We start from the raw sequence: 23,974 nt of genomic DNA on the forward strand, positions 1-23,974 counted from the left end.
AGCCGGCTCCTGCTTACGTTCCGGATATCTCAACCGTTTCCGCTTTGGCTGATGAGCTGTCATCTGATGACGGCGTTTCGGCGGATATCGAAGCGCCAGATCATGCAATAAATGCATTCGTGGACAGTATCGCAGGCGAGGCGCTTGTTGATGCGTCTGCTGATGTGCCTGAAGCCGGAATAACGGAGCAGGCTGCCGGATTTGCAACGAACGACCAATTGCTGGTTTCCGAACAGGAGGTTTCCGGGAGCGACAACAATGCTGCTATTGCTGATCTGCCTGCTGACCGTCAGCAGTACACTCAGACAGCAGCTTTAGCAGAAGAGCATCCCCCACCGGCTGTGGCGGTTGTTGAGCCCACGCCGGAACCTGAATCCTTACCTGCAGACGAGCCGGTTGCCCCGGTTTCTCAGGATGATACTGCACCAACGCCTTACACCTGGTGGCAATGGGTGAATAAACTGAAACTGGCCGGTCTGCCGATGGCAATTGCCCGTAACAGTGCTTTGGTGCAGGTGGATGGTGATCGTTATATTTTTGATGTTGACCCTGTTCAGGGCGCATTATTCAACGATGGGCAGCGTTTACGGATTCAGGACGCGATGCGCGAATCGCTGCCTCAGGCTGTGGTCGAAATGACGTTGCAGCTGCCGCGCGGAGAAACCCCGGAGCAGCGCCGGCAGCGTGAAGCGGCTGAAGCCCATTACGGGGCCAAGCAGGCAATTGAAGCTGATCCGCTGGTGCAGCGGGTCCTGGCAGAATTTGGTGGGTTTGTCGTAGACGACAGTATCCGCCCGGTAAGTTAAATACAGATATTGGAGAATCATTATGATCAAAGGCGGAATGGGCAATCTGATGAAGCAGGCCCAGAAAATGCAGGAACAACTGCAACAGGCTCAGGCTAGGCTGGCTGATGCAGAAGTAACCGGTGAGTCTGGTGCCGGCCTGGTTAAAGTGACCATGAATGGCCGTCATGATGTTAAGCGTGTTGAGCTGGATGACTCCATCATGGAAGAAGACAAAGAAATGCTGGAAGACCTGCTGGCGGCGGCGGTGAATGATGCCGTGCGCAAAATTGAACAGCAGAATCAGGAACAGATGGGCAAGCTGACAGCAGGAATGGGTCTGCCTGCAGGTATGAAACTGCCATTCTGATATGCAATTGCCAGCGCAGTACCGTCAGCTGATTGAATGCTTTGATGCTTTGCCGGGCATTGGCCCGCGTGCGGCTGCCCGTATGGCACAGCATGTTTTGGAGCATGACTCAGGTGAACGTCTGCAACAGGCGATTCTGACCGCCCGGAAGACATTGCAACATTGCTGTTGCTGCCGGACATACAGTGATCTCAGCATTTGCCCGCTGTGTACGGATGATGAACGCAGCACCTTGCATTTACTGGTGGTGTCCGGTGTTGAGGATCAGTTTCGCTGGGAAGAGGCCGGCTACCGCGGCGGTTATTTTGTCCTTCATGGACTGTTGTCACCGGTGGCCGGTATTGGTCCGCGGCAGTTACATTTACCGGATCTTAAGCAGCGTGTTGAAACATTAGTTTCTGCCGCCGAATCGTCTTCTGCAGAGAATCTTCTGGTACAGGTGGTGCTGGAGTCATCGGTTGAAGCAGATGCTACCGGGCAGTTTATCGAGGATATGCTGGCCGGTTTTGCCTGTCGGGTTCAGCTGCTGACTCCGGGTCAGCTGGCAGTGGATTTACAACGTGCGCGGAGCTTCTCTGCTGCAGACCATGTCCCGGCGGGAGCCGATAAATGACGCGTCTTAAAATACCTGAACCGCAGTGGATTACGACCGCGGAACAGTTGCAGGAGGCCTGCAGGCTCTGGTGTCAGGAAGCCTACATTGCTGTTGATACTGAATTTGTCCGCACCACCACGTTTTATCCGGAAGCCGGGCTTTTGCAGGTGGCTGACAGCCGGGGAAGTTACCTGATCGATCCATTAACCATTACGGATTGGCAGCCACTGATCGAAGTGTTGCAGCATCCTCTGGTGGTTAAAGTCTTCCATGCCTGTGCTGAAGACCTGGAAGTATGCCGTCGTCTGACCGGGGTTGTGCCATCGCCGCTGGCGGATACTCAGATTGGTGGGGCTATGGCCGGGCTTGGGGCTTCGATGGGTTTTCAGCGCCTGGTTAAAGAGGTGCTGAATATTAATCTGCCGAAAGAAGAGACACGCTCAAACTGGTTAATGCGCCCTCTGCGTGAGGAGCAAATCAGCTATGCCGTTGCCGATGTTCATTATTTATACCGTCTGTATCCGAAGCTGATTTCACTGCTGAAAAAACTGGGCCGGCAATCCTGGCTTGCAGAAGATTGCGAACGTTTGCTGAATACATCGGAAAAATCCGAAAAAGCGAACCTGTATTTTCGCCGGGTTAAGTTGGCCTGGAAGTTACGCCCGCAGGAATTATTGCTGCTGCAGCATCTGGTGTTGTGGCGCGAACAGCAGGCGCGTGAGCGTAATGTTCCGCGCAGCAAAGTCGTTGATGACAACAGCTTGTGGAATATTGCGCGCTTTAAACCCCGTAACCGGGATCAGCTGGTTAAAGCCGGAATGCGCCCTCAGGCGGTAAGGGAAGATGGCAAGACGCTGCTGGATATTGTCAGTCAGGTACAGGCTATGGATAAAAGCCTGTGGCCAAAACAGTTGGATAAACCACTGTCGCCCCAGGCCGGACAGTGGCTGAAATTACTTAAAGAAGCCGTGGTCAGTAAGGCGGAATTACTCGATGTTCCACCAGATTTACTGGCGCGCAAAAAAGCACTGGAGGCGTTAATCCGCTCCGGATACCCGAATGGTCCCTTTAAATTGCCGGAAAGCCTCAGTGGTTGGCGCAAAGCGGAAATAGGGGATTATTTAATGATGATTTTGCAGGATCAGACGAGAGTGATCTCGCTGAGAAAACCGACTCATGACGAAAGTACTGTGTGACGTCTACAAGACGAAAAAGAAAGATGAAACCTACCTCTACGTATCCCGTAAGGATGCGTTGACGCGTGTTCCGGATGCTTTGATTGAACAATTTGGTAAGCCAGAACTGGCGATGACCATGATTCTTACGCCGGAGAAAAAACTCGCCCGGGCCGATATCGACAAGGTTCTGAAGGCGCTGGATGAGCAGGGTTTCTATTTGCAGATGCCGCCAGCCAAAGAAACTTACATGCTCGATCTGTTCTGCAAACTGGACAAAGAATGAGCGCACAACCTTTCTGGAAAGAAAAAACTCTGCGCGAGATGAGTCGTACAGAGTGGGAATCGCTCTGTGACGGTTGTGGCTTGTGTTGTCTGCATAAACTTGAAGACGAAGACAGTGGTGAGGTGTATTACACCGATGTGCACTGTCGTTATATGGATACCAGTAATTGCAGTTGCACGGTTTACCAGGAGCGTAATATCAAAGTGCCGAACTGTGTCTGGCTAAGTCCGGAGCAGGCCGAAAGCTTTTTCTGGTTGCCTGAAACCTGTGCCTATCGTCTGCTGGCGGAAAAAAAGCCTTTGTTTGATTGGCATCCATTGGTATCTGGTGACCCTGCGTCGGTGCATAAAGCGGGTATTTCAATTCAGAATAAAGGGATTTCTGATGATCAGATTCCCGAAGATGAATGGCAGGATCGTATTATATGGAAGGCATAATTCAGTTCTTACCCTTTTGGGCGGTCTATCTGGTATGTGCTCTGGTGGGTTATTGGTGCTGGAACCGGATGTTTTTCTGGCTGGCCGCTGACAGTGATGTGCGGCGTTTTTTGCGCATGATTGGTGCCGTGTTGTTGTTTACACCAGCGCCTATTGCCCAGGACTCCAATTACTTCGCTCCCGTACTGGTGGTATTGCCCTTTACGGCGATCAGTGAAGGCGTTAATGCTGCCTTGTATGCACTTAACTGGTTGCTGGCGGCTTTGTGTCTCGGTGTGCTGGTGTTGGGTATGCGCCAGTTGTTGCTCTGGATCAGAGCCCGATTACAGGCAGAATGAAATAAAAAGGCGCACAGTGTGCGCCTTTTTTATATCCGGTACGCCCTATGTGCAGGGCTACGAATTGATTAATAAATAATCAGCTGTTCAGTGTATTTCCCCTCGCTCTTTTTCTCTGCCCTGGCTGTTCAGGAATTTTGCTATCCGGCATTTTGCCCAGTCAGGGATTTTTTTTATTCCTTTTCTGGCTAACCCATAAAACTTTGCTAGTTTTAATGCAGGAGTGTTCTGTATTTCTGACGGTCGTCCTCAGGTGGCCGGCGTAATCCGGAGCGGTACTTAAACTTGGGGTTTTTCCGTCAGTGGAGTAATCGGATTAGGGGCAGCAGAGTCTGCGCTCTAACGGATGAGAGGTTGGAAACATGGCTAATCATATCTTCATTCTGGCAACTGTAATGCTGTTGGCTGGCATTTTTGGGGGGCTGGTAAATTATTATCTGTATGGGGATAAAGACCCTGATGCAGCAAGTCTGCCACGTTTTCTTGTGGTTGGTGTGGGTGCTTCTTTTCTGGTGCCGGTAGTACTGGACATGGTGAACAGTGAGCTTGTTCTGGAAAGTCAGGGTGATCCGTCACGCTTACTGATTTTTACAGGTTTTTGTCTGATTTCAGCGTTGTTAAGCCGCTTCTTTATCGACAACCTGTCCGACCGTATTCTCAACGAAGCTCAGGTAGCGAAGCAGCGTTCAGAGGAAGTGCAGCAAAACCTGCGCATTATTCAGAGCGAGCTGTTGCCATTAATCGATACTGAAACAGAACAGGACTCCGGACAGGAAGATCCGCAGGTGGTTCAGGTAAATGATGAGCTGGATGTTACCTCGACCCATGTGCTGAAAATTCTTTCCAGCGGACGTTTTATCTTCCGTTCTCTGGCCGGGGTTTGTCGTGAAGCGAATGAAGAAGAGTCGACCATTCTTAAAACATTGCATGTGCTGGTAACCCGTAGTCTGGCCGGTAAAGTCAGCGGTAAAAACGGTGTTCGCTGGCACATTACTGAGAAAGGCCGCCGCGTACTCGAATCTAACCTGTAATAGTCTGACCCCCGGGAGCATTTATGATGATTAATCGCTGGCTGTCGGGGGTGATGTTTGTATCACTCCTGTCGTTTTGTGCCGTATCTTCTGCGGCCGAATCTCCTGCCAAGCCTTCCGATGTCCGGATCATTATCGATATTTCCGGCAGCATGAAGGAAACAGACCCTGAAAATCTGCGTATTCCGGCGCTGAATCTGCTGGTCGAGTTATTACCCGATCAGTCGCAGGCTGGTGTCTGGACCTTTGGCCGTTACGTCAATATGTTGGTGCCGCTGGCGGCGGTGAACCAATCCTGGCGTGATGCGGCAAAAGAACAGGGGAAGTCTGTTAATTCTGTTGGGTTGCACACCAATCTCACTGAGGCTCTTGCTAAAGCCAGCTGGAAAGTAGCTGCAGACAGCGGTTTTAATCACAGCGTTATCCTGCTGACCGATGGCAAAATCGATATGGCTGAGGCTGGCCAGAATGCTGAGCAGGTTAATTCAGCAGAAAGAACCCGCCTGTTTAATGAAGTTCTTCCCGTTTATGCCGCTGCCGGTGCCCGTATTCATACGCTGGCTTTGTCGGATGGTGCGGATAAGAGTCTGTTGCAGCAAATTTCGCTCGAAACGGGTGGCTTGTTCCTGCAGGCATCCAGTGCCGATGAGTTACTTAAGGCTTTTCTTAAAGCCTTTGATCGCGCGGTGCCGGTTGAACAGGTTCCAATGGATGACAACCGCTTTGATATTGATGCCAGTGTTAAAGAATTTACGGCACTGATATTCCGCAAAGGCGGTGGCAAAGAAACCCGTCTTATCCAGCCGGATGGCAGTGTTATTACCTACGCAGATGCGCAACCGGAGGGCGCTGTACGCTGGCATCAGGATGTTAATTTTGACCTGATTACTGTGCAGTCGCCCCAGACCGGTAGCTGGGTAGCGGATGCGGATCTTGATCCGGATAACCGGGTGCAGATTCTGTCTGACCTGACGCTGAATGTTGAAGGGCTGCCGGTCAGTCTGTTTTCCGGTAATCCGCTGGAATTGGAGATCGCTCTGAAAAATGCCGGAAGCATTGTTGCCGAAGATGCTTTGCTGCGGCTGACCGACATCAGTCTGAAAGTAACGGCACCGGATGGCCGCTCAGGCAGTAAGTTATTGTCAGATCCCGAAAACCTGCCAACTGATGGTATTTTCCGTGAGGCATTAACCCGCCTGTCGCAGGTAGGGGAATACCGCTTTGAGATCAATGCGATTGGCCGTACGTTTCAGCGCCGTCAGGTATTAAGTTCAACGTTGATGGAACCTTTGCGGGTTGAGATCCTGCCACAGCCTGCGGAGCAGAAAGTAGAAATCCGTGTTATTCCTGAAGGCGCTAATGTTGATTCGGGGCTGAGTCGGGTAATCGCCAAAATCAGCAGCCCGGATGAAAGCTCCATCATTCAGTCAATGGAATTTGATGCAGCCCAGCAGGCCTGGGTTCTGGAGCTGCGCGCCGATAAAGGACCGGGGGCGTATGATATTGTGCTGAATATTCGTGGCGTATCGAAGGGCGGAGCCACGTTCAAGAGCAAGCCGGATGATATCCGCGTTGAGTTTCCTCTGATTGATCCCGATGCGCCGGCGGTTGCTGCTCCGGCAGCTGAGTCTGACGCAGAATCTGCTGCTGTGGATGTGCCGCCGCAGACTATGCCCGAGTCAGAGCAAATGCCGGAAACCGGGCCTGATGCCAGTATTCAGACACAGGTTGCCGATGAGGAAAAACCTGCACCTGCTGAGGAGCCTGCTGCGGAAGTCATTAAACCAGATCTGGCAAAACGCTTTGCTGAACAGGAGGATGTTGTTGAGCCTCCGGTGAAGGAAGAAGAGGGCATTGCCTGGTGGGTTTACCTGCTGTTGGCATTGGGTAACCTCGCGGTCTTTGGTGGTGCCGGCTACTGGTGGTTTATGAAACGCCGTCAGAGCAGTGCTGCTTCGGCAGCGGCGCCTGCCTCCCATGATAGATTACCTGACGATCTGCCCCATGATGGTTTGACGGATGATGACTTTGCCGGCGATTTCGATGCCTTTAATGGGGAGTCAGAAGAAGAAATTCCGCTGCCGTCATCGGCTCCGTCATCGATGGGAGGGGATACGGATATTAATGTTTCGCTGGACGATGATTTTGATATCGACCCGGATGAAAACCCGGTCGCCGATGACGACTGGGGCGAGTTTGACGCTGATAATGAATCCTCTTCGGGATCTCCGGATGATGATGAGAACAAACCTGCCTGATTGCGCAATGCCCCTCAGTGAATAACCGAGGGTGATCTCCGGCCGGCAGTATCATTTTGCTGGCCGCTAATGCCTTGCTGATAAGCACCCCCCTACTTATACTGCTGACCTATTTTGTCGAATGAATGACTTAGAGGTTTGTATGAAGTTTCAGGGCACCCAGGAATACGTCGCAACGCCGGAACTGCAGTTAGCGGTTAATGCGGCCATCGCATTACAGCGCCCGCTGTTGCTGAAAGGGGAGCCTGGTACCGGAAAAACCATGTTGGCTGAGCAATTGGCCGAATCATTGGGTACTGAACTCATCCAATGGCACATCAAAAGTACAACCAAAGCTCATCAGGGCCTGTACGAGTACGATGCGGTATCACGCCTGCGGGACTCCCAGCTGGGTGTCGACAAGGTTCACGATATTGCCAACTACATCGTTAAAGGTAAGCTTTGGCAGGCCTTTACCGCCGATAAGCCAGTGGTGCTGCTGATCGATGAGATCGATAAGGCAGACATCGAATTCCCGAACGATCTGCTGCTGGAACTCGATAAGATGGAGTTCTTTGTGTATGAAACACAGGAGCGCATTGTCGCCAAGCACCGTCCGATCATCCTGATTACCAGTAACAATGAGAAAGAACTACCGGATGCGTTCCTGCGCCGCTGTTTCTTCCATTACATCGACTTCCCGGATCGTGACACCATGAAAGCCATTGTTGATGTGCATTTTCCGCGCATTCAGGCTGAGCTGGTGCGTGATGCACTGGATGTTTTCTTCGATGTGCGCAAAGTACCGGGCCTGAAGAAAAAGCCTTCCACCTCAGAGCTTATTGACTGGCTGAAATTGCTGATGGCCGACGAAATCGGCCCCGACGTACTGCGCAATGCGGATACCAGCAAAGCCATTCCGCCATTGTATGGCGCTCTGCTGAAAAACGAGCAGGATGTACAGTTGCTGGAAAAACTGGCTTTTATGAGTCGTCGCAAAGGCTGATCCGATGCTGATTGATTTCTTCCAGACCGTCCGTAACGCCCGCGTACCCTGTTCGGTACGCGAGTATCTGGATCTTGTGCAGGCGGTTAAAGCCCATGTGGTTTTCGCCGATCTGGACGAGTTTTATGCGCTGGCCCGGCTTTGCCTGGTAAAAGACGAAAAGCACTACGATAAATTCGATAAGGCTTTCGCCGCTTATTTTCAGGGGCTGGATACACTGCCTTCCTTTATGGAAGAGGCCAATATTCCGGCTGACTGGATGCGTAAGGAATTCGAACGCATGTTGTCAGAAGAGGAAATGGCCAAAATCGAAGCGCTTGGCGGGCTGGATAAGGTCCTCGAAGAGTTTAAAAAGCGCCTTGAGGAGCAACATAAGCGCCATCAGGGCGGCAATAAAATGATCGGTACCGGCGGTACTTCGGCCTTTGGTGGTAACGGCTATAACCCGGAAGGTATCCGCATTGAGCAGGGTAAGTCGCGTCATAAAAAGGCTATTAAGGTCTGGGAACAGCGCAACTACACAGACCTCGATGACAGCATTGAGCTGGGTATCCGCAATATCAAAGTTGCGCTGCGCCGTTTGCGTAAATTTGCCCGTCAGGGCTCGGTAGAAGAGCTGGATCTGGGCGACACCATTGCTTCCACTGCGCGCAATGCCGGTTTTCTGGATATCAAGATGGTGCCGGAGCGGCACAACTCGGTCAAAGTGCTGCTGTTTTTCGATATCGGCGGTTCAATGGATCCGCACGTGCGCGTCTGCGAGGAGTTGTTCTCTGCCGCCCGCACCGAGTTCAAGCATATGGAGATCTTTTATTTCCATAACTGCCTGTATGAGTCGGTCTGGAAAAACAACATCCGTCGTAACAATCAGCGTACCGACACCTGGGATATCCTGCGCAAATTCGGACCTGACTACAAAGTGATCTTTGTTGGTGATGCCATGATGGCACCTTACGAAGTAACCCATGTCGGTGGCAGTGTTGAACACTGGAATGAAGAGCCGGGGGCTGTCTGGATGCAGCGTATGGCGGACCATTACGGCAAGCTGGTATGGCTGAATCCTGCCCCTGAGTCTTACTGGGGTCAGGGTGGGTCGCTGGGGGCGATCCGTGAAATTGTAAATCAGCATATGTACCCGCTGACGCTTAAAGGGCTGGAAACAGCGATGCGCTACCTCAGTAAATAGGGGCGTGGCAATCATTAGTTTGTACGGAAGTACCGATTGATTGCGGGGCACGCTTTATAGGACAATGGCGCGCTGATGGCACGGATGCCCACATAACTAGAAAAATGAAAAGGGCTTTAGACCAATGCTGGTCCAGGGGAATCTTTGGTGTCTGCTTACCCGCCGGGTAAGGCAGATGCTCTACATCACCACGTTCTGTCTGATCTGTGCTCCGTCGTGGGCGCAACAGGAACAACTGTATCTGCGCAAAGGGCCGGGCAGTGCCTTTCCTGTTATCTTCGAAGTTTCTTCCACCGAACAATTACAACCACTGCGTTTGCAGGGGGAATGGCTGCTGCTCAGCAATGGCCGTCGTCAGGGCTGGCTGCCGGTCGCTCAGGTGCCTGAGTCATCCGGTTTGAGCCGCGCCCAGCGCTGGTATCTCAAGGATGCCCTGCGTCCGGGTAACTGGCAGGTACAGGGCGGCTGGAACAGTGAAACGGCTCTGCAGCTGGGCGTCAGCTATCCACTGGATGAGTATCGTCTGGCGGCACGTTTTACCCGTGCCAATGCGGGTGAACAGGCCTGGCAAAGTGCTGAACTGGGGCTGGAACAGGTGTTTTCCCGTTATGCGGCCTGGTCTCTGCAAGGTTTTGCCGGCCTTGGGTTGGGAATCAATGAACAGGGTAGCCGCCACTGGGATGAAAACGGACGGGAAACCTCGACGGCGCTTTTTACGGTTTCCGGTGATGTTGTCTGGCCACTGGAAAAACGCCTGGATTTGCGTCTGCGACTGCAGGCTTCACAGGCGCTGGGCGCTGATCAATCTGCACATACGGCCGTTGCGCTGATCTGGAATCTGAGTTTATGAAGTATCTGATCCTTTGTTTGTTGGCTGTACCTTTATTGGTCAACGCAGAAACCACCGATATATACCAGCCACGCATCAAAGTGGCTGGTCTGGAAAAATCTGAAAATATCAGCCGCCGCTACGGCAGCTGGGGTGTTGGCGTTGCCCAGCAGGCGCAGGATAATCTCAGCAGCCGCACCGCGCTGAATTTTACTGGCCGCTGGTTTGCAGGAGAGCGCTGGTATTTGCTTGGCAGTGTACAACTTGCTCCTTTTAATCAGAGCGAAATCCGTAACAGCAGTGGCCAGGTTTTACTGGAGTCCGGCGAACAGGCCAATGTACTGGCCGGCGGCGCCGGGTACGCTTTTCTGCAGGGTGCCGCCAGTCTCAGTGGCCGGACAAGCTACCCGTGGCAGGTTGCTGTGGAAGGGCTGATGGGCGAGCAATATACCGGTGACAGCAGCGGCCGCTACACTGGCCTGGCCTTTTCCTGGCAGTTGCTGGGCGATGACTACTGGCTGGCAACAGAATGGCGTGTCTATCAGAGTGATGACAGCCGTCTGGATAAACTGAACGTAAATAAGGGTATGCAATGGGGCATTTCATTCGGCTCTTATTTCTGAGTCTGTGCGTGATCAGTGCGCAGGCTGAAGAACTCAGCGCGGCAGACACGCTGGCTCCGGGGCAGCTGGTAGACGATTTTTCTATGCCGTCCGCCATTGGTGGCTGGGGGCAGCGTCTGGCAGAACAACGTGGCAAGCCGGTGATGCTGATCTGGCTGGACCGCTGTAACCAGTGTCAGGAAGAGCTGGTGCGCTATCAGCTGCTGGCAGAAAGTTACGCACTGGATCAACTGGTTGCTTGGTTTATCTGGGCGCCGCACAAAAATGATGTGCCGCCGAAAATGCGCTTGCCGGTATTGCTGAATGACCAGTACTGGTCTCAGAGCTGGGGATTTAACCCCCGCCCGGCAATCATGCTGATTAATAAAGATGGCGTGCTGGATCACCTGATTCTGGGGGAGCTGTCCGGGCACTATGACGAAACTGAAAAGACACTGGCACAATGGATGACTGAGCAACAGTTGCAGGCCAGTGCGGAGAACGGACAATGAAAAAATTATCACTGCTGGCAGCCTGTGCGCTGCTGGGTATTCTGGCAATGCCAGTGCAGGCAGAGCAACAGAATGCCAATATTGCGGCCGATATTGTTCAGGTTAAACGCTCGGTGCTGGAGCTGAATAAAGACCTGTACGAGCTGGAAGAAGATCTGCTCAGTCCGGCAACCACCCGGGCGGCCTTTTATTTTTCGCTGACGTACGGTGAATTTTTTGAACCGCTTTCGATTGAAGTCAGTGGGGCGGGTTTTGAGGCGGTACGTCATATTTATACCGAACGACAGGTTGCGGCCTTGCGTATGGGGGCTGTTCAGCCACTGGCTAATATTAATCTGGGGCCGGGTAAACACAATTTGCGTGCAATTATCCGTGGTGTGGATCAGCTTGGACAAAACCGTGAACTGGTTGTCGAGCAGCAGGTAGAAAAAACCGATAAACCGTTATTGCTTGAATTTGTTGTCAGTGATGTTGCCGAGCAGCAAAGTGCCGCGGCGCAGTTGAAATTCTGGTAACCGGTGTACGGATGACAACTTTCTGATGCGACATTATTTACTGCTTCTTCCTATGCTGTGCCTGTTGTCGGTTGCCCATGCAGCTGATGCGGATATCACGGCAGAAGCCATTACCGTGCAACCCTCAGCAGGCATTTCCAGTGGAAATCAGCCCGAAAGCGCAGAGCAGCGCCTGCTGCGCGGTGCATTTTATTATCACTACCTGACCAACAATTATCAGCAGGCACTGGTAAGTCTTGATCGCATGCAGAAAGCTTATGGTCAGGCCGGAACGGTCGCCGAAGTGACCGTTATGAAGGCCGCTATTCTGCTGGCCCTCGGACTTGAAGACGATGCCGATGCTTTGTTTGCTGATGCCGAAGACTATGGCACTGAAGCATCGGCAGACGCCTGGTTTCATCTGGCCCGGCGCTGGCAGGCAAAATCTGAATGGGAAAAATCCGAGCGCTGTATCCGCCGGGCTTTACAGCTTGATAGCGGAGCCGCCGGTTCTGCCAGCGCATTAAATGCTGCCTATCGGGAAGAGGCAAAATTCATTCTGGTTGCCAGTCTGGCAGAACAGGACAGAATGCATGATGCCAACGATGTGCTGGTAACCATGAGCCAGGATGGTATCTGGAGCGGTTATGCCCGCTATAACCAGATGTTGTCATTAATGCGTCTGCATGCGGTCAGTCGTGATCTGGAAAAATTAATCGAAGAAGCCACGTATTATCTGCCGGATACCTACGAAGGCCATTCCTTAAAAGACAGAATTTTACTGGTTGCCGGTATTTATGCTCTGGATGCCGGTAAATACCGTCAGGCTGAAGCTTATTTGCGTCAGATCAGTTTAGACAGCGCATTTACGGCGCCCGGATTATTGCAGTATGGCTGGTCGCTGGTTGATCAGTGGAAATACGAAGAGGCCATGCAACCATGGCGGATTCTGCAACAGCGCTTCAGCGAATTTCACCCGGCGGTGATTGAATCCGTACTGGCGGTGCCTCACGCCCTTGAATTACTGAATGCGACCACACAATCGCTGAAAACTTACGAATTTGTCGAGCAGCGTTTGCTTGGCATGCTGGATACTCTGCGGGAGCAAAACGCCCGGCCACAGATTTCAGCCTGGCTGAATGAGTGGGAAAATCAGCAGCAAGGGCAATCCTGGGGTTGGCAACGGGTTAATCTTGGCGATATGCCCGATGGTGCGCTGTCCAGAACATTGCAGGATCTGCTGGATGACCGCGATTTTAATCAGATGACCTCGGCTCTGCATGATCTGAACAGCATGATGAATGATGTCCGCCGTCAGCAGCAGGATCTGAAGTTGTGGCAGGAGGTGCTGCAACACCGCCAACAAAAACTGGCGGGGCTGAATGCAGATAAAAAACTGCAGCGTCTCGAACAGCGTCAGGCTGAACTGACACGCGATGTTCTCGCCTTGCAGCAGCGCTTACAGGCGGAAGATAAAAAAGTATTTGCCTTTGCTTCAGTTTCTGACCAGCAGAATGTCGATCACCTGGCAGCTGTTGTGCCACGCATTGAATTTCTGCAGCGCCTGAATACGCCAACCCGTGATCTGGGTATTTATAAAGAACGCTGGCGCCGCAGCCGCGGCCTGCAGTTGTGGCGCATTTATGAAGAAAAGCCGGATCGTCAGTGGCAGGCACAAAAAAATTATTGGCAATTGCAGGGCGTTACCTCTGCCTTGCTGGAGCAGCTGGAAAATACCCGTACAGCACTGACCTGGGCAGACAGCAGCTGGCAGGGCTTTCCGCAGCGTGTCGCTCAGCAACAGCGCCTGCTTGAACAACAGGGAAAGCGTCTGCAGCAACTGCATGAACAGCAACGGGAGCAGATTATTGCTCATGTTTCCCGCCATATGACAGAACTGGATGTGAGAATCACCGACTATCTGGCGCAGGCACGACTCTCCATTGCACGTCTGTACGATGATTCCTTACAACAGCAGGTTGCCGGTGGTGAAGCGGAGGGCAAAAATGAATAATTTTGCCTTGCGCGTACTTTTTTTATTAATTATTACCTCGCTGACGGGCTGCAGCCTGTTTTCACAGCCGGACGATACGGAAAAAACGCTGGGAAATATTAACGGCCTTAAAGTCCGTTTATTATCCAATGATCCGCTGGAAACCAGCCATGACGATGTGATTGAGCGTTATCAGCGTTATCTTGATGTTGCTACCGAACCGGAAATGCGCATCCGTGTCGCCCACCGTATTGCCAGTCTTAAACTGCAGGCAGAAGAAATTGCGCTGGATAATATACCGGAAGAGACTGACTCCGGTCTGGATATCAGCGCAACGCGTGAAGAACGCGCTCAGGCCATTGCTTCAATCAGGGATTATGAATCGCTGCTGGAGGCATACCCGGACCGTTCCGATAACGATGCCATGCTGTACCAGCTGGCTAAAGCCTACAGCATGGCCGGGCGTATGCAGTCTGCCATTGCAACACTGGAACAATTGGTTGCCGATTTTCCGCGCTCGGTTTATTACCTTGAAAGTGAATTCCGTCTGGCACAATTGCTGTACGCGTCCGGTGATTATGAAGGGGCAGAACAGGCTTATCAGCGCCTGATTGACCGCGGCCCGGAAGACAATCAGTACTACGTCAGTGCCGGTTATCTGCAGGGCTGGTCTATTTTTAAGCAGGATCGTCTGCAGGACAGTCTGCTGGCCTTTACCCGTTTATTGGATGAGCAATATCCAACCGTCGCGACCTTGTCCGATGCCAAAGGTGGTGAGCTGGATATGCTCAACGACATTCTGCGGATTATGGCCATCATGTTTGATGACCTTGGAGACTGGGAACAGATTGCTTTATTTTATGATCAGCATGGCAAGCGCCATTATGAATATCTGATTTATGACCGGCTGGCGACGCTGTACTACGACAAACAATATTATAAAAGCGGGGCATCTACCTTACGCGCCTTTGTTCTGCGTTACCCGGATGATGTGCTGGCGCCGGTATATTACGAACGTCTGATCGAAGGCTATAAAACCGCACGCTATCCAAACCTGATGCGCAAGCATAAAGAAATCTATATCGGTATGTTTGGCGTCGGCGGCAATTACTGGCTGAACCATACAGAAGCTGTGCAGCAGGCGCTGGAAAAAACGCTGGCAACCTATATCTGGGATCTGGCAGGTTTTCATCACGCCTGGGGACAGAACAGCAAAAAACTTAAAGATAAACGTGAGCGTCTGGGCGAAGCTGAACGCTGGTATAAAGAATATATCCGCAGTTTTCCCGAAGCTGATGACACGGTTAAAGCCCATTTCCTGTTAGCTGAGGTGGCGTTCGAACTGCAGGACTACCCTCTGGCCAAAGATCATTATGAGATCGTGGCTTATCAGTATCCGGGTTATGAAAAAGCGGCCGAGGCGGGTTATGCCGCGATTCTTGCATTTAATAAATACCGCCCGGCGAAAACGGAAGCACTGGCCTGGCGCCAGGCAACGGTTGCCAGCGCAATGCGCTTTGTGCAGGAGTTTCCGCAGGATGAGCGCAGTGGCACCGTGCTGGTTAATACCGCAGAAATGCTGCTGAAAGATAAATACTATCCGCAGGCACTGAGCACGGCGCGTCTGGCGTCACAGGTCGAAGCCGATCTGCCTGAACGTTACCGTTATGGAGCGGCGCTGGTACGCGGACATGCCAGTTTTGAACAGGGCCTGTTTGCTGAATCCGAGGAAGCGCTGGGCAAAGCCCTGACTTACAGCAAACTGGATAAGAAAACCCGGCGTGAGTTACGGGATAAAGTCGCTGCCACGGTTTATAAACAAGGCGAGCAGGCAAAAGAGCAGGGTGACCTGACCGCAGCGGTTGGCCACTGGCGCCGTCTGGCAACCGTTATTCCGGAAAGTAATACCCGCATTATTGCCGAATATGATGCGGCAACCCTATTAATGCAGATGAAAGATTATGATCAGGCCATCGAAGTACTGTTGCATTTCCGTGAACAGTATCCTGAGCATAAATTAACCGCCGATATTCCAAGTAAACTGATCGTCGCTTACGAAGATAAAGGCGAGTGGCGTAAGGCCGCGTTTGAGCTGCAGCGTATCTGGAATGAAGGTACCGACCCGGAGCAGCAGCGTATCGCCTGCTATCAGTCAGCGGAATATTTTGAAAAAGGTGGCGATCTGGATAATGCGCTGGTGATGTATAAGCGTTACGCCCACAGCTATAAAAAACCTTTTGATGCAGCTGTCGAAGCGCACTTTAAACTGAACGAAATTTATGCCGCACAGAACGACGAAGAAAAACGCCGTTTCTGGCTGGATAAGGTGATAACCCTGCACAATAAAGCAGGTAAAGATCAGACAGATCGTTCACGTTATCTGGCCGCCAGTGCGGCCTATGAGCTGGGTGAATTCGAACGGGTTAAATATGAAAAAATCGCCATTACGCTGCCCCTTGATAAAAGTGTGACGCGTAAGAATGCGGTGATGCAGGCCGCACTGAAGCGTTATACCCAGGCGGTGCAGATTGGCGTACTGGAATACACAACATCGGCGACTTATCGCATTGGTCAGTTGTACGCTCAGCTGAGCAAAGCGCTGATGGAATCGGAGCGGCCAGGCGGTATGGATGAACTGGAACTGGAGGAGTATCAGTTCCTGCTGGAAGAGCAGGCATTTCCTCTGGATGAGGCGGCTATTGAAATTCATCAGACCAATGCCAACCGTACTTACGATGGTCTGTATGATGAATGGATTAAAAAGAGTTACCGGTCTTTGGGTACGCTGATGCCTGGCCAGTACAATAAAAATGAAAAGGCGCTGAGTTATGTTGATCAGATTCGTTAGCCTGTTACTGCTGGTTTTATTACAGACTGGATTGCAGGGCTGCAGCCTCTTAGGTGCTAAGCCTGAAGTGGTCGATTCTGTGCCGCAGGAAAAACCGTTGCCGCCGGAACTGATCGAGGCCTATAACGCCGGTCTGGAATTGCTGCAGGACGAAGAGTTTGATGCGGCACTGGTTCACTGGCAGGCGCTGGCGGAAAAATACGCAGAATTTCCCGGCTGCTGGACCAATCTGGCGTTGGCGCAATACCGTCTGGAACAGTTTGATGCCAGTCTGGAAAGCCTGAATAAAGCCGTTGCCCTTAAACAGGAATTCTGCCCGGCCTATAAAGTGCTGGGACTGGTGCAACGTGAATTAGGCCAGTTCGGTGCGGCAGAAAACAGCTATCAGACGGCTCTGCAGTGTGACCCGGCGGATGTGCAGGTGCATTATAATCTGGGCATTCTCTATGACCTGTATCTGCATGATCTGGTCAAAGCGCTGCAACAATATCAGCTGGCACAGGGAATGATGACCGAGCCGGATGAAACGCTGGCGATCTGGATTGCTGACCTCGAACGACGCAGTACCGAGCAGGTCGCAGGGGAGGGTTCGTAGTGATTAAATTATTTTCCTGCGCACTGTTGTTACTGTTTTTAAATAACATGGCGCTTGCTGACAATGTGGTTCGCCTTGAAGGTATCTCCATTCAGGGTAACAGTGAAGAGCCGAACGTAATGTACGTAACACCGTGGCGTCCGCCACCGGGAACCGGGCGGTTATATCAGCCGATTAACAGCTATCGTGAACAGTGGCTGCAGAGCATTGACCGCGACAGTTTCCGCCGCGAAATGCGTTACGCGGAACGCTATGCACCAAAGGAGCCGGATCAGGAACGTCTGCGCCAGCTGAGCGGGGGCTCAGCAGTGCAGTAGTACTTTTTGGTTTATGCAATAAACAACGTTTTTTGCTGAGCGGTTTAATGGTTAAATCGTCAGTAATGGGAAAGACCCGGAAGGCTGCGGCATAAGACCGGCCAATAACAACTAAGAAGCTACAAAACTACAAACCAGGGGAAGTAACTATGGATACCATCGTACGTTTTTTTCAGGAAGGCGGTACTTTTATGTACCCGATTGCCATCATTATGGCGATTGGTCTGGCCATTGCTTTTGAGCGTCTGCTGGTGCTGATGAAAGAAAAATCCAGCAACCGCCGCGCCTTTGAAGAACTGCTGCCTATGCTGCAAAAACGTGACCTGCGCGCTGCGCTGAGTTATGCCACCAGTTCAGAAACCAAAATCGGTGATATTTTCTCTGCTGCTATTGCCCGCATTCCAGGCAGTCAGCGTCGCGAAGAAATTGAATATGCACTGGAAGAAGGCCTGATGGAAGCCATTCCACAGCTGGAAAAACGCACCCAATACGTAGCCACCCTGGCCAATATTGCAACGCTGATGGGACTGCTGGGTACCATTATGGGTCTGATCGCAGCCTTTACCGCTGTTGCCAATGCAGCGCCGGCAGAAAAAGCCGCGCTGTTGTCGCAGAGTATTTCTGTCGCGATGAACACCACGGCATTCGGTCTGATGGCAGCGATTCCTTTAATTCTGCTGCACAGCTACCTGCAATCCAAAACCAACGAAATTGTCGACAGTATTGAGATGGCCGGGGTTAAGTTCCTCAACATCATCACCGAGCGTAAGCCAGGTCAAACTCCAGCAAACAGCAACTGAGATGTAATTTCTGATGAGACGCCAAAGACGAATACAAGAAGAGGCGGAGCTCAACGTTACATCCTTTATGAATCTGATGATCGTACTGGTACCAGTACTGTTGATGAACATGGTGTTCTCACAACTGGCGGTACTCGATCTTAAGTTGCCATTGGGAGATCAGCCGGGGGCTGTGAATCCTGAGGATGTTTCGCTCGAAGTGATTGTCCGTAAGCAGGGGTTTGAAATTACCCGAACCTATCAGGAAAAATCTGAATCGCTTGCGACACTGCCGAAAAAAGACGGAGATTACGATTACAGTGGTCTGTCTTCTGCGCTCGTGGATATTAAAAAGAATCCCGGCTTTGAAGATAAAAAAGACATCAGCCTGCTGTCGGAAGCCGATGTCGATTACCAGACGCTGATTACCGTGATGGACAGCGTACGCATTTACCCGGCGGTTATTGCTGCTTCACTGGTTGATGCAACGTTATTCCCGGAGATTTCTCTGGGCGATGCGCCGGGCGCGGAGGTGACACAATGAAAATGTCACGTCGTGCGAAGCGTATGCAGCGCAATCATAAGCGTAATGCCAATAAGAGCGGCCTGAATCTGACAGCTCTGATGGATATTTTCACCATTCTGGTTTTCTTCCTGATGGTGAACCAGTCGGAAGTGGAAGTGCAGAGCAGTGATGCCATTCAGTTACCGGCCTCGCTGGCGGATAACAAGCCGAATGAGAACATCACGGTTCTGGTGAGCAAAGACGATATTCTGGTTCAGGGACGCGCGGTCATCAGTACTGCGGCGGCCAGTAAAATCAGCGGTGAAGAAATTGCCGAGCTGAAAAAAGAACTGGATTATCTGGCATCGCGTTCACCGCTGCCGGATGAGCTGAAAGCACAGGGTCGGCCGGTCACCATTATGGGTGACAAGGACATTCCCTATGCGCTGCTGAAAAAGGTGATGAATACCTGTGCGAAGGCGGAATTCAATAATATTTCGCTGGCTGTTAATCAGAAACCACCCGCTGCGGGAGGTGCCTGATGACCGTTTATTATCGCGCACCACAACTGCCCTGGACCGACAACGGTGACCGTCAGCGCTTTCTGCCTATTCTGATTGTTTTGCTGGCAGTCGTCATGGTGCTGGGTGTGGTTATTCCGTCTGTTGATTTGCCGGAAAAAGACCGTAAGGATCTGGAGAAATTACCGCCGCAGCTGGCCAAGGTGATCGAGCGTAAAAAGCTTGAAAAGCCCAAGCCAAAACCGGTGCCACCCAAAGTGGAAGAAAAGAAGCCGGAGCCTAAGCCCGAACCAAAACCGGAGCCAAAGCCAGAGCCGAAACCAGAACCACCAAAACCGAAGCCGGAGCCGAAACCTAAGCCCAAGCCGAAGGTAGAAGCGACGAAGGAAAAGCGAGAGCAAGCCAAAGAAACGGCCAAAAAGAATTTTGGCAATGATGCCTTGTCAGCGCTTAACAGTATCCGCAATCAGGTGCCGATTGCTGCATTAAACACCTCCAGTAAGGGGCTGAGTAATGCCGGCAATAAAGCGACCAGTGTCGGGACTGTGGTTGATCGTAACGCCGCAACACGGACATCCGGTGGTGTTGATGTTGCATCCTTAACCAATGCGACGGTCGGTGAAAATCTGAGTGATCGTCAGGTGACGGCGGTGGAAATGACGGCTGAACAGGAAGAAGCAGCTGCGGCTGCTACGACCCGTTCGCAGGAAGAGCTGCGCCTAGTGTTTGAACAGTACAAAGTACAGTTTGACCGCCTGTATCGTGGCGCCCTGCGCAAAAATCCGGCACTGGCAGGTTCTGTAACGCTGAAGATGGATGTGCAGCCCAATGGCTCTGTATCGTCCTGCTCGGTATTTAAAAGCGAGCTGAACGATGCCGGTCTGCATAAGCGTCTGGAAATGAAGTGTCGTCAGATGCAGTTCGAAAACCGTCCGGGTATTGATGTGACGGTGGTCGAATTTCCGATCCGCTTTATGCCTTAATGGCAGAGGGCAACCAATAAAAAAGGCCGCGTTTGCGGCCTTTTTTATTCTTTCCGGTTCGTATCGTTCCGGATTGACGACAGTGCACTCTCAACCGCCGATACGGATTTCCGGCAGTTTGGGAGCTTTGATGGTCATTTTTTCGGTCGGTGCCATCACGCTGGCTTCACCGCTGGCCACTACTTTTCCGTTCTGATTGCTGACTTTACAGTCAAGGGTTACAACCGGCTTGCTGTCGTGTTTGCTGCTGACGGTTAATTCCACCGTTAATTCATCGCCAATCATCACCGGTTTGCGGAAGGATAAATTCTGACCGAGATAAATGGTTCCCGGGCCAGGTAAATCCATCGCCAGTGCTGCGGAAATTAATGCTCCGGTAAACATACCGTGGGCAATCTGCCCTTTAAACATTGTGGTGGCAGCATATTCGGCATCCAGGTGCACAGGGTTGTGATCACCTGAGGCTGCGGCAAACAGAATAAGATCCTGCGCAGTAACGGTGTGCTTGCGCTGACAGCTGTCTCCGACAGCAATTTCATCAAACGGACGATTGGTAATTGTTTCCATACAGTTCCCGGGTTAATTAGGATAAAGGTGAGTTATTCTTGCCGCCAGTTACAGCGGCAACGCTTTGAGCCACTTCAGAATGTTCTGAAAAACCTCATCAGCATTGGTTTCGTTCAGCATTTCATGCCGGCCTTCAGGGTACATTTGCAGGCTGACATTGTCATGACCTGTCTTTTCCAGAAAGGCTTTTAATGCCGGAACACCTTTACCCATCTGACCAACAGGGTCGCGATCACCGCCAAAAAGATAGATAGGTAAATGAGCCGGGATTTTGCGCAGATTATCGGCTTTGCCGATTTCAATCAGACCGCCAAATAAGTCAGTCCATAATTGCAGGCTACACAGATGCCCGCAGGCGGCATCGGCCAGATAACGGTCAACCTGTTCGTTGTCGCGGCTCAGCCAGTCAAAATCGGTACGGTTAGGACGGAAAGCTTTATTGAATGCGCCAAAGGAGAGGGCATCCATTACGCCAGACAGGTGCTGCTGTCCCTGACGCAGTTTCAGCAGACTGGCGACGCTGCGCCCCAGATGAAACAGAGCGGACGGCTGATGATTGGAGCCGGAGAGAATCAGGCCGGACAACAGGTCGCCATGACGGATGGCGAATCCCTGCGCAATAAACGATCCCATTGAGTGGCCAAACAAGATGCGTGGTTCTGAGCCGCAGACGGCTTGCTGCACCCGCAGGATATCGTCCATCAACAGTTCCCAGCCGCCTATGCCCGCAGCATCTGCGTCGGCATAGTGGCCACGCGGACGACGTTCGCCATGGCCACGGTGGTTATGGGTAACAACCTGATAACCCGCCTGGTGCAGGTATTCGGCCAGAGGGATATAGCGGTCACAATGTTCGGCCATGCCATGCATCAGGTGGATGGTGGCAATGGGGGAGGTCAGAGACCATAAGCGCGCTTCGAAGGTGGAATGATCGGCGGCAGAGATAGTTATTTTGTTCATTATTTGATCGCTGTGCTGACGAGAGTTAGCCGGCCGTGTCAGGCGGCGCTGTTACCATCTCCGTTATGTGTCAAATTGTAAATAGCTGGGAGGCGACTTTTGCCGCGATGTGAGAAAACAGGTAAACTCCGGCTGCTTTTTTGGCCGGTATTTCTACTGGGGAGCCGGAATCCGGTCAATTCAAAATTTCACAAAACCCTGCATATAACGATAATTCAGGGTTATCAGGAGGCGGTATGAACGAGCAATTTTTCCAGGAGCGTTATCCGGAGGGCTATCCGAGTTCGATAGATCCGGATAAGCACGAATCATTAGTCGAAATCTTTAATGGTTTCGTAGAACGTTTTGCTGATCGCCCGGCTTTTACCTGTCTGGGACAAACCCTGACCTATGCCGAACTGAATAAGCAGAGCGCCGCCTTCGCAGCCTACCTGCAGAACGAGACCAGCCTGCAGGCCGGTGACCGCATCGCGGTGCAGCTGCCGAATATTCTGCAATATCCGATTGTTGTGTTCGGTGCTATGCGTGCTGGCATGGTGGTGGTTAATACCAACCCGTTGTATACCGAACGTGAGATGGAACACCAGTTTAACGACTCCGGTGCCAAAGCGCTGGTTGTGCTGGCTAACATGGCCGACAAAGCTGAAAAGGTTCTGCCAAATACCGGTATCAAGCATGTTATCGTCACCAACGTTGGTGATATGCACGGCACAATTAAACGTGTACTGATTAATACCGTTCTCAAGCACGTTAAAAAAGAAGTTCCGGCCTTTAACATTCCGGGTGCTGTTGCCCTGCGCAGTGCGCTGAAAACCGGAGCAGGAAAAACCTTCACCGAAGTTAAAATGGACCGCAATGACGTGGCTGTGCTGCAGTACACCGGCGGTACCACCGGCGTTGCCAAAGGTGCAATGCTGACTCACCGCAACCTGATGTCGAACATGATGCAGTGTCATGGTCTGTTCACCATGGTGCTGGAAGAAGGCAAAGAAACCGTTATCGCGCCGCTGCCGCTGTACCACATTTATGCCTTTACTGTGCATTGCATGGTGCTGCTGGAAACCGGTAACCACTCGATTCTGATTCCTAACCCGCGTGATATTCCGGGCTTTATCAAGACCCTGCAGGGTGCTGAGTTCAGTGGTTTTGTGGGTCTGAATACACTGTTCGTTGCGCTTTGCGGTCAGGAAGCCTTCCGTGCCCTGAACTTCAGCAAACTGAAACTGACCATCTCCGGTGGTATGGCGCTGACCAAAGACGCGGCAGACCAGTGGCAGAAAGTTACCGGTTGTGAAATTGCTGAAGGTTTTGGTATGACTGAAACTTCTCCGGTTGTTTCTTTCAACCCGCCAGGCCATATCAAGCTGGGTACCATCGGTATGCCGGTTGCTGGTACTAACTGTAAAGTGATCGATGAAGAAGGTAATGAATTACCTCTGGGTGAGCCAGGTGAGCTCTGCGTTAAAGGCCCGCAGGTAATGAAAGGTTACTGGCAGCGTCCGGAAGCGACCGCCGAAACCATCACCGAAGATGGCTGGCTGAAAACCGGCGATATGGCGGTGATCACGGATGACGGTTACATGAAAATCGTTGACCGTAAAAAAGACATGATCATTGTCTCTGGTTTCAACGTTTACCCGAACGAAGTGGAAGATGTACTGGTATCTCACCCAGACATCGTTGAAGCCGCTGCAATCGGTATCCCGGACCCTAAGAGCTCTGAAGCGGTTAAAGTGTTTATCGTTTCCAAAAACGAAAACCTGACCGCGGCTGAAGTAAAAGACTGGTGCCGCGAGCGTCTGACCGCTTATAAAGTACCGCGTCACATTGAGTTCCGTGACGAACTGCCGAAGACCAACGTCGGCAAAATCCTGCGTCGCGAACTGCGTGATGCGGAGCTGGCCAAGCACAACTGAGTTGTCTAGGTCGTAATAAAAACGCCCTGTATTTTCGGATACGGGGCGTTTTTATTGGTGGAGCCGGCGGATTTTCGGCCGAATCCACATGTTAACAATAATGGAGA

Annotated in this window: 26 protein-coding genes; 24 read left to right on the forward strand and 2 right to left on the reverse strand. The window is 51.7% G+C overall.

The features are described from left to right. The 23 genes from LGT44_RS19430 to LGT44_RS19540 form a co-directional block, all read left to right on the forward strand. Nucleotides 1–806: DNA polymerase III subunit gamma/tau C-terminal domain-containing protein (locus tag LGT44_RS19430; RefSeq protein WP_230333682.1), on the forward strand; the 806-nt coding region annotated here is incomplete at its 5' end. A gap of 22 nt (nucleotides 807–828) precedes the next feature. Beyond that, nucleotides 829–1,155 (forward strand): YbaB/EbfC family nucleoid-associated protein, encoded by a 327-nt coding sequence (locus LGT44_RS19435; protein WP_230332053.1) that lies wholly within the window; start codon nucleotides 829–831, stop codon nucleotides 1,153–1,155. A gap of 1 nt (nucleotide 1,156) precedes the next feature. Then, nucleotides 1,157–1,768: a toprim domain-containing protein gene (locus tag LGT44_RS19440; RefSeq protein ID WP_230332054.1), complete on the forward strand. Its 612-nt coding sequence runs from the start codon at nucleotides 1,157–1,159 to the stop codon at nucleotides 1,766–1,768. After that, nucleotides 1,765–2,946 carry a ribonuclease D gene (gene rnd, locus LGT44_RS19445; protein WP_230332055.1) on the forward strand — a complete coding sequence of 394 codons (1,182 nt, stop codon included), beginning with the start codon at nucleotides 1,765–1,767 and terminating at the stop codon, nucleotides 2,944–2,946. Before LGT44_RS19440 ends, rnd begins: the two co-directional genes overlap by 4 nt. Further along, complete coding sequence (locus tag LGT44_RS19450; protein WP_145468837.1) at nucleotides 2,927–3,211, forward strand: YcgL domain-containing protein; 285 nt, start codon at nucleotides 2,927–2,929, stop codon at nucleotides 3,209–3,211. Before rnd ends, LGT44_RS19450 begins: the two co-directional genes overlap by 20 nt. Beyond that, a complete protein-coding gene (locus tag LGT44_RS19455) occupies nucleotides 3,208–3,648 on the forward strand; it encodes a YcgN family cysteine cluster protein (RefSeq protein ID WP_145468836.1) in 441 nt (146 codons plus the stop codon). The genes LGT44_RS19450 and LGT44_RS19455 overlap by 4 nt, the downstream gene beginning before the upstream one ends. Continuing rightward, a complete protein-coding gene (locus LGT44_RS19460; RefSeq protein ID WP_230332056.1) occupies nucleotides 3,636–3,986 on the forward strand; it encodes a hypothetical protein in 351 nt (116 codons plus the stop codon). Before LGT44_RS19455 ends, LGT44_RS19460 begins: the two co-directional genes overlap by 13 nt. A 362-nt stretch (nucleotides 3,987–4,348) precedes the next feature. Further along, a complete protein-coding gene (locus LGT44_RS19465; protein WP_145468834.1) occupies nucleotides 4,349–5,017 on the forward strand; it encodes a YEATS-associated helix-containing protein in 669 nt (222 codons plus the stop codon). A gap of 23 nt (nucleotides 5,018–5,040) precedes the next feature. Next, the gene (locus LGT44_RS19470) at nucleotides 5,041–7,275 is read left to right on the forward strand and encodes a VWA domain-containing protein (RefSeq protein ID WP_230332057.1); all 2,235 of its coding nucleotides are present in this window, start codon (nucleotides 5,041–5,043) and stop codon (nucleotides 7,273–7,275) included. A gap of 142 nt (nucleotides 7,276–7,417) precedes the next feature. Continuing rightward, a complete protein-coding gene (locus LGT44_RS19475) occupies nucleotides 7,418–8,260 on the forward strand; it encodes an AAA family ATPase (RefSeq protein WP_225692780.1) in 843 nt (280 codons plus the stop codon). Nucleotides 8,261–8,264: 4 nt separating this feature from the next. Beyond that, on the forward strand, nucleotides 8,265–9,446 hold the full coding sequence (locus LGT44_RS19480) for a vWA domain-containing protein (RefSeq protein WP_230332058.1): 1,182 nt from the start codon (nucleotides 8,265–8,267) through the stop codon (nucleotides 9,444–9,446). Between the two features lie 175 nt (nucleotides 9,447–9,621). Continuing rightward, complete coding sequence (locus LGT44_RS19485) at nucleotides 9,622–10,296, forward strand: hypothetical protein (protein ID WP_145468830.1); 675 nt, start codon at nucleotides 9,622–9,624, stop codon at nucleotides 10,294–10,296. Further along, nucleotides 10,293–10,898: a hypothetical protein gene (locus LGT44_RS19490; protein ID WP_230332059.1), complete on the forward strand. Its 606-nt coding sequence runs from the start codon at nucleotides 10,293–10,295 to the stop codon at nucleotides 10,896–10,898. The genes LGT44_RS19485 and LGT44_RS19490 overlap by 4 nt, the downstream gene beginning before the upstream one ends. 8 nt (nucleotides 10,899–10,906) lie before the next feature. Continuing rightward, nucleotides 10,907–11,389: a peroxiredoxin family protein gene (locus LGT44_RS19495; protein WP_225692778.1), complete on the forward strand. Its 483-nt coding sequence runs from the start codon at nucleotides 10,907–10,909 to the stop codon at nucleotides 11,387–11,389. Continuing rightward, nucleotides 11,386–11,904, forward strand: coding sequence for a hypothetical protein (locus LGT44_RS19500; protein WP_145468827.1), 519 nt, complete (start codon nucleotides 11,386–11,388; stop codon nucleotides 11,902–11,904). The genes LGT44_RS19495 and LGT44_RS19500 overlap by 4 nt, the downstream gene beginning before the upstream one ends. A 25-nt stretch (nucleotides 11,905–11,929) precedes the next feature. After that, nucleotides 11,930–13,897 carry a hypothetical protein gene (locus tag LGT44_RS19505; protein ID WP_230332060.1) on the forward strand — a complete coding sequence of 656 codons (1,968 nt, stop codon included), beginning with the start codon at nucleotides 11,930–11,932 and terminating at the stop codon, nucleotides 13,895–13,897. After that, nucleotides 13,890–16,724: a tetratricopeptide repeat protein gene (locus LGT44_RS19510; RefSeq protein WP_230332061.1), complete on the forward strand. Its 2,835-nt coding sequence runs from the start codon at nucleotides 13,890–13,892 to the stop codon at nucleotides 16,722–16,724. The genes LGT44_RS19505 and LGT44_RS19510 overlap by 8 nt, the downstream gene beginning before the upstream one ends. Further along, nucleotides 16,705–17,319, forward strand: coding sequence for a tetratricopeptide repeat protein (locus tag LGT44_RS19515; RefSeq protein WP_230332062.1), 615 nt, complete (start codon nucleotides 16,705–16,707; stop codon nucleotides 17,317–17,319). The genes LGT44_RS19510 and LGT44_RS19515 overlap by 20 nt, the downstream gene beginning before the upstream one ends. Beyond that, nucleotides 17,319–17,636, forward strand: coding sequence for a hypothetical protein (locus LGT44_RS19520; protein ID WP_230332063.1), 318 nt, complete (start codon nucleotides 17,319–17,321; stop codon nucleotides 17,634–17,636). The genes LGT44_RS19515 and LGT44_RS19520 overlap by 1 nt, the downstream gene beginning before the upstream one ends. Before the next feature lie 149 nt (nucleotides 17,637–17,785). Beyond that, on the forward strand, nucleotides 17,786–18,436 hold the full coding sequence (locus LGT44_RS19525) for a MotA/TolQ/ExbB proton channel family protein (protein WP_145468822.1): 651 nt from the start codon (nucleotides 17,786–17,788) through the stop codon (nucleotides 18,434–18,436). Nucleotides 18,437–18,449: 13 nt separating this feature from the next. Beyond that, nucleotides 18,450–18,959, forward strand: a complete 510-nt coding sequence (locus LGT44_RS19530; protein WP_268866531.1) for a biopolymer transporter ExbD — start codon at nucleotides 18,450–18,452, stop codon at nucleotides 18,957–18,959. After that, on the forward strand, nucleotides 18,956–19,462 hold the full coding sequence (locus LGT44_RS19535) for an ExbD/TolR family protein (protein WP_186435881.1): 507 nt from the start codon (nucleotides 18,956–18,958) through the stop codon (nucleotides 19,460–19,462). Before LGT44_RS19530 ends, LGT44_RS19535 begins: the two co-directional genes overlap by 4 nt. After that, nucleotides 19,462–20,424: an AgmX/PglI C-terminal domain-containing protein gene (locus LGT44_RS19540; protein ID WP_230332065.1), complete on the forward strand. Its 963-nt coding sequence runs from the start codon at nucleotides 19,462–19,464 to the stop codon at nucleotides 20,422–20,424. The genes LGT44_RS19535 and LGT44_RS19540 overlap by 1 nt, the downstream gene beginning before the upstream one ends. Nucleotides 20,425–20,514: 90 nt before the next feature. Here LGT44_RS19540 and LGT44_RS19545 read toward each other — a convergent pair whose 3' ends face one another. Both LGT44_RS19545 and LGT44_RS19550 read right to left on the reverse strand, forming a co-directional pair. After that, the gene (locus LGT44_RS19545) at nucleotides 20,515–20,991 is read right to left on the reverse strand and encodes a MaoC/PaaZ C-terminal domain-containing protein (RefSeq protein WP_145468818.1); all 477 of its coding nucleotides are present in this window, start codon (nucleotides 20,989–20,991) and stop codon (nucleotides 20,515–20,517) included. 48 nt (nucleotides 20,992–21,039) lie between these two features. Then, nucleotides 21,040–21,951 (reverse strand): alpha/beta fold hydrolase, encoded by a 912-nt coding sequence (locus LGT44_RS19550; RefSeq protein WP_230332066.1) that lies wholly within the window; start codon nucleotides 21,949–21,951, stop codon nucleotides 21,040–21,042. A gap of 236 nt (nucleotides 21,952–22,187) precedes the next feature. Between LGT44_RS19550 and LGT44_RS19555 the strand changes: the two genes are divergently transcribed. Next, entirely contained in the window at nucleotides 22,188–23,867 is a 1,680-nt protein-coding gene (locus tag LGT44_RS19555; protein ID WP_145468816.1) for an AMP-binding protein, read from the forward strand. Nucleotides 23,868–23,974: the final 107 nt, after the last annotated feature.

Source organism: Thalassolituus alkanivorans (genome assembly GCF_020447205.1).
GTDB lineage: Bacteria > Pseudomonadota > Gammaproteobacteria > Pseudomonadales > Oceanobacteraceae > Venatoribacter > Venatoribacter alkanivorans.

Bases quoted from the DNA above. Each gene is read 5' to 3' on its own strand.
- rnd (WP_230332055.1), top strand. From the start codon at position 1,765: ATGACGCGTCTTAAAATACCTGAACCGCAGTGGATTACGACCGCGGAA.
- LGT44_RS19465 (WP_145468834.1), top strand. From the start codon at position 4,349: ATGGCTAATCATATCTTCATTCTGGCAACTGTAATGCTGTTGGCTGGC.
- LGT44_RS19500 (WP_145468827.1), top strand. From the start codon at position 11,386: ATGAAAAAATTATCACTGCTGGCAGCCTGTGCGCTGCTGGGTATTCTG.
- LGT44_RS19485 (WP_145468830.1), top strand. From the start codon at position 9,622: ATGCTCTACATCACCACGTTCTGTCTGATCTGTGCTCCGTCGTGGGCG.
- LGT44_RS19505 (WP_230332060.1), top strand. From the start codon at position 11,930: ATGCGACATTATTTACTGCTTCTTCCTATGCTGTGCCTGTTGTCGGTT.
- LGT44_RS19450 (WP_145468837.1), top strand. From the start codon at position 2,927: ATGACGAAAGTACTGTGTGACGTCTACAAGACGAAAAAGAAAGATGAA.
- LGT44_RS19475 (WP_225692780.1), top strand. From the start codon at position 7,418: ATGAAGTTTCAGGGCACCCAGGAATACGTCGCAACGCCGGAACTGCAG.
- LGT44_RS19440 (WP_230332054.1), top strand. From the start codon at position 1,157: ATGCAATTGCCAGCGCAGTACCGTCAGCTGATTGAATGCTTTGATGCT.
- LGT44_RS19460 (WP_230332056.1), top strand. From the start codon at position 3,636: ATGGAAGGCATAATTCAGTTCTTACCCTTTTGGGCGGTCTATCTGGTA.
- LGT44_RS19470 (WP_230332057.1), top strand. From the start codon at position 5,041: ATGATGATTAATCGCTGGCTGTCGGGGGTGATGTTTGTATCACTCCTG.
- LGT44_RS19490 (WP_230332059.1), top strand. From the start codon at position 10,293: ATGAAGTATCTGATCCTTTGTTTGTTGGCTGTACCTTTATTGGTCAAC.
- LGT44_RS19555 (WP_145468816.1), top strand. From the start codon at position 22,188: ATGAACGAGCAATTTTTCCAGGAGCGTTATCCGGAGGGCTATCCGAGT.
- LGT44_RS19545 (WP_145468818.1), bottom strand. From the start codon at position 20,991: ATGGAAACAATTACCAATCGTCCGTTTGATGAAATTGCTGTCGGAGAC.
- LGT44_RS19455 (WP_145468836.1), top strand. From the start codon at position 3,208: ATGAGCGCACAACCTTTCTGGAAAGAAAAAACTCTGCGCGAGATGAGT.
- LGT44_RS19480 (WP_230332058.1), top strand. From the start codon at position 8,265: ATGCTGATTGATTTCTTCCAGACCGTCCGTAACGCCCGCGTACCCTGT.
- LGT44_RS19540 (WP_230332065.1), top strand. From the start codon at position 19,462: ATGACCGTTTATTATCGCGCACCACAACTGCCCTGGACCGACAACGGT.
- LGT44_RS19510 (WP_230332061.1), top strand. From the start codon at position 13,890: ATGAATAATTTTGCCTTGCGCGTACTTTTTTTATTAATTATTACCTCG.
- LGT44_RS19435 (WP_230332053.1), top strand. From the start codon at position 829: ATGATCAAAGGCGGAATGGGCAATCTGATGAAGCAGGCCCAGAAAATG.
- LGT44_RS19550 (WP_230332066.1), bottom strand. From the start codon at position 21,951: ATGAACAAAATAACTATCTCTGCCGCCGATCATTCCACCTTCGAAGCG.
- LGT44_RS19530 (WP_268866531.1), top strand. From the start codon at position 18,450: ATGAGACGCCAAAGACGAATACAAGAAGAGGCGGAGCTCAACGTTACA.
- LGT44_RS19535 (WP_186435881.1), top strand. From the start codon at position 18,956: ATGAAAATGTCACGTCGTGCGAAGCGTATGCAGCGCAATCATAAGCGT.
- LGT44_RS19525 (WP_145468822.1), top strand. From the start codon at position 17,786: ATGGATACCATCGTACGTTTTTTTCAGGAAGGCGGTACTTTTATGTAC.
- LGT44_RS19515 (WP_230332062.1), top strand. From the start codon at position 16,705: ATGTTGATCAGATTCGTTAGCCTGTTACTGCTGGTTTTATTACAGACT.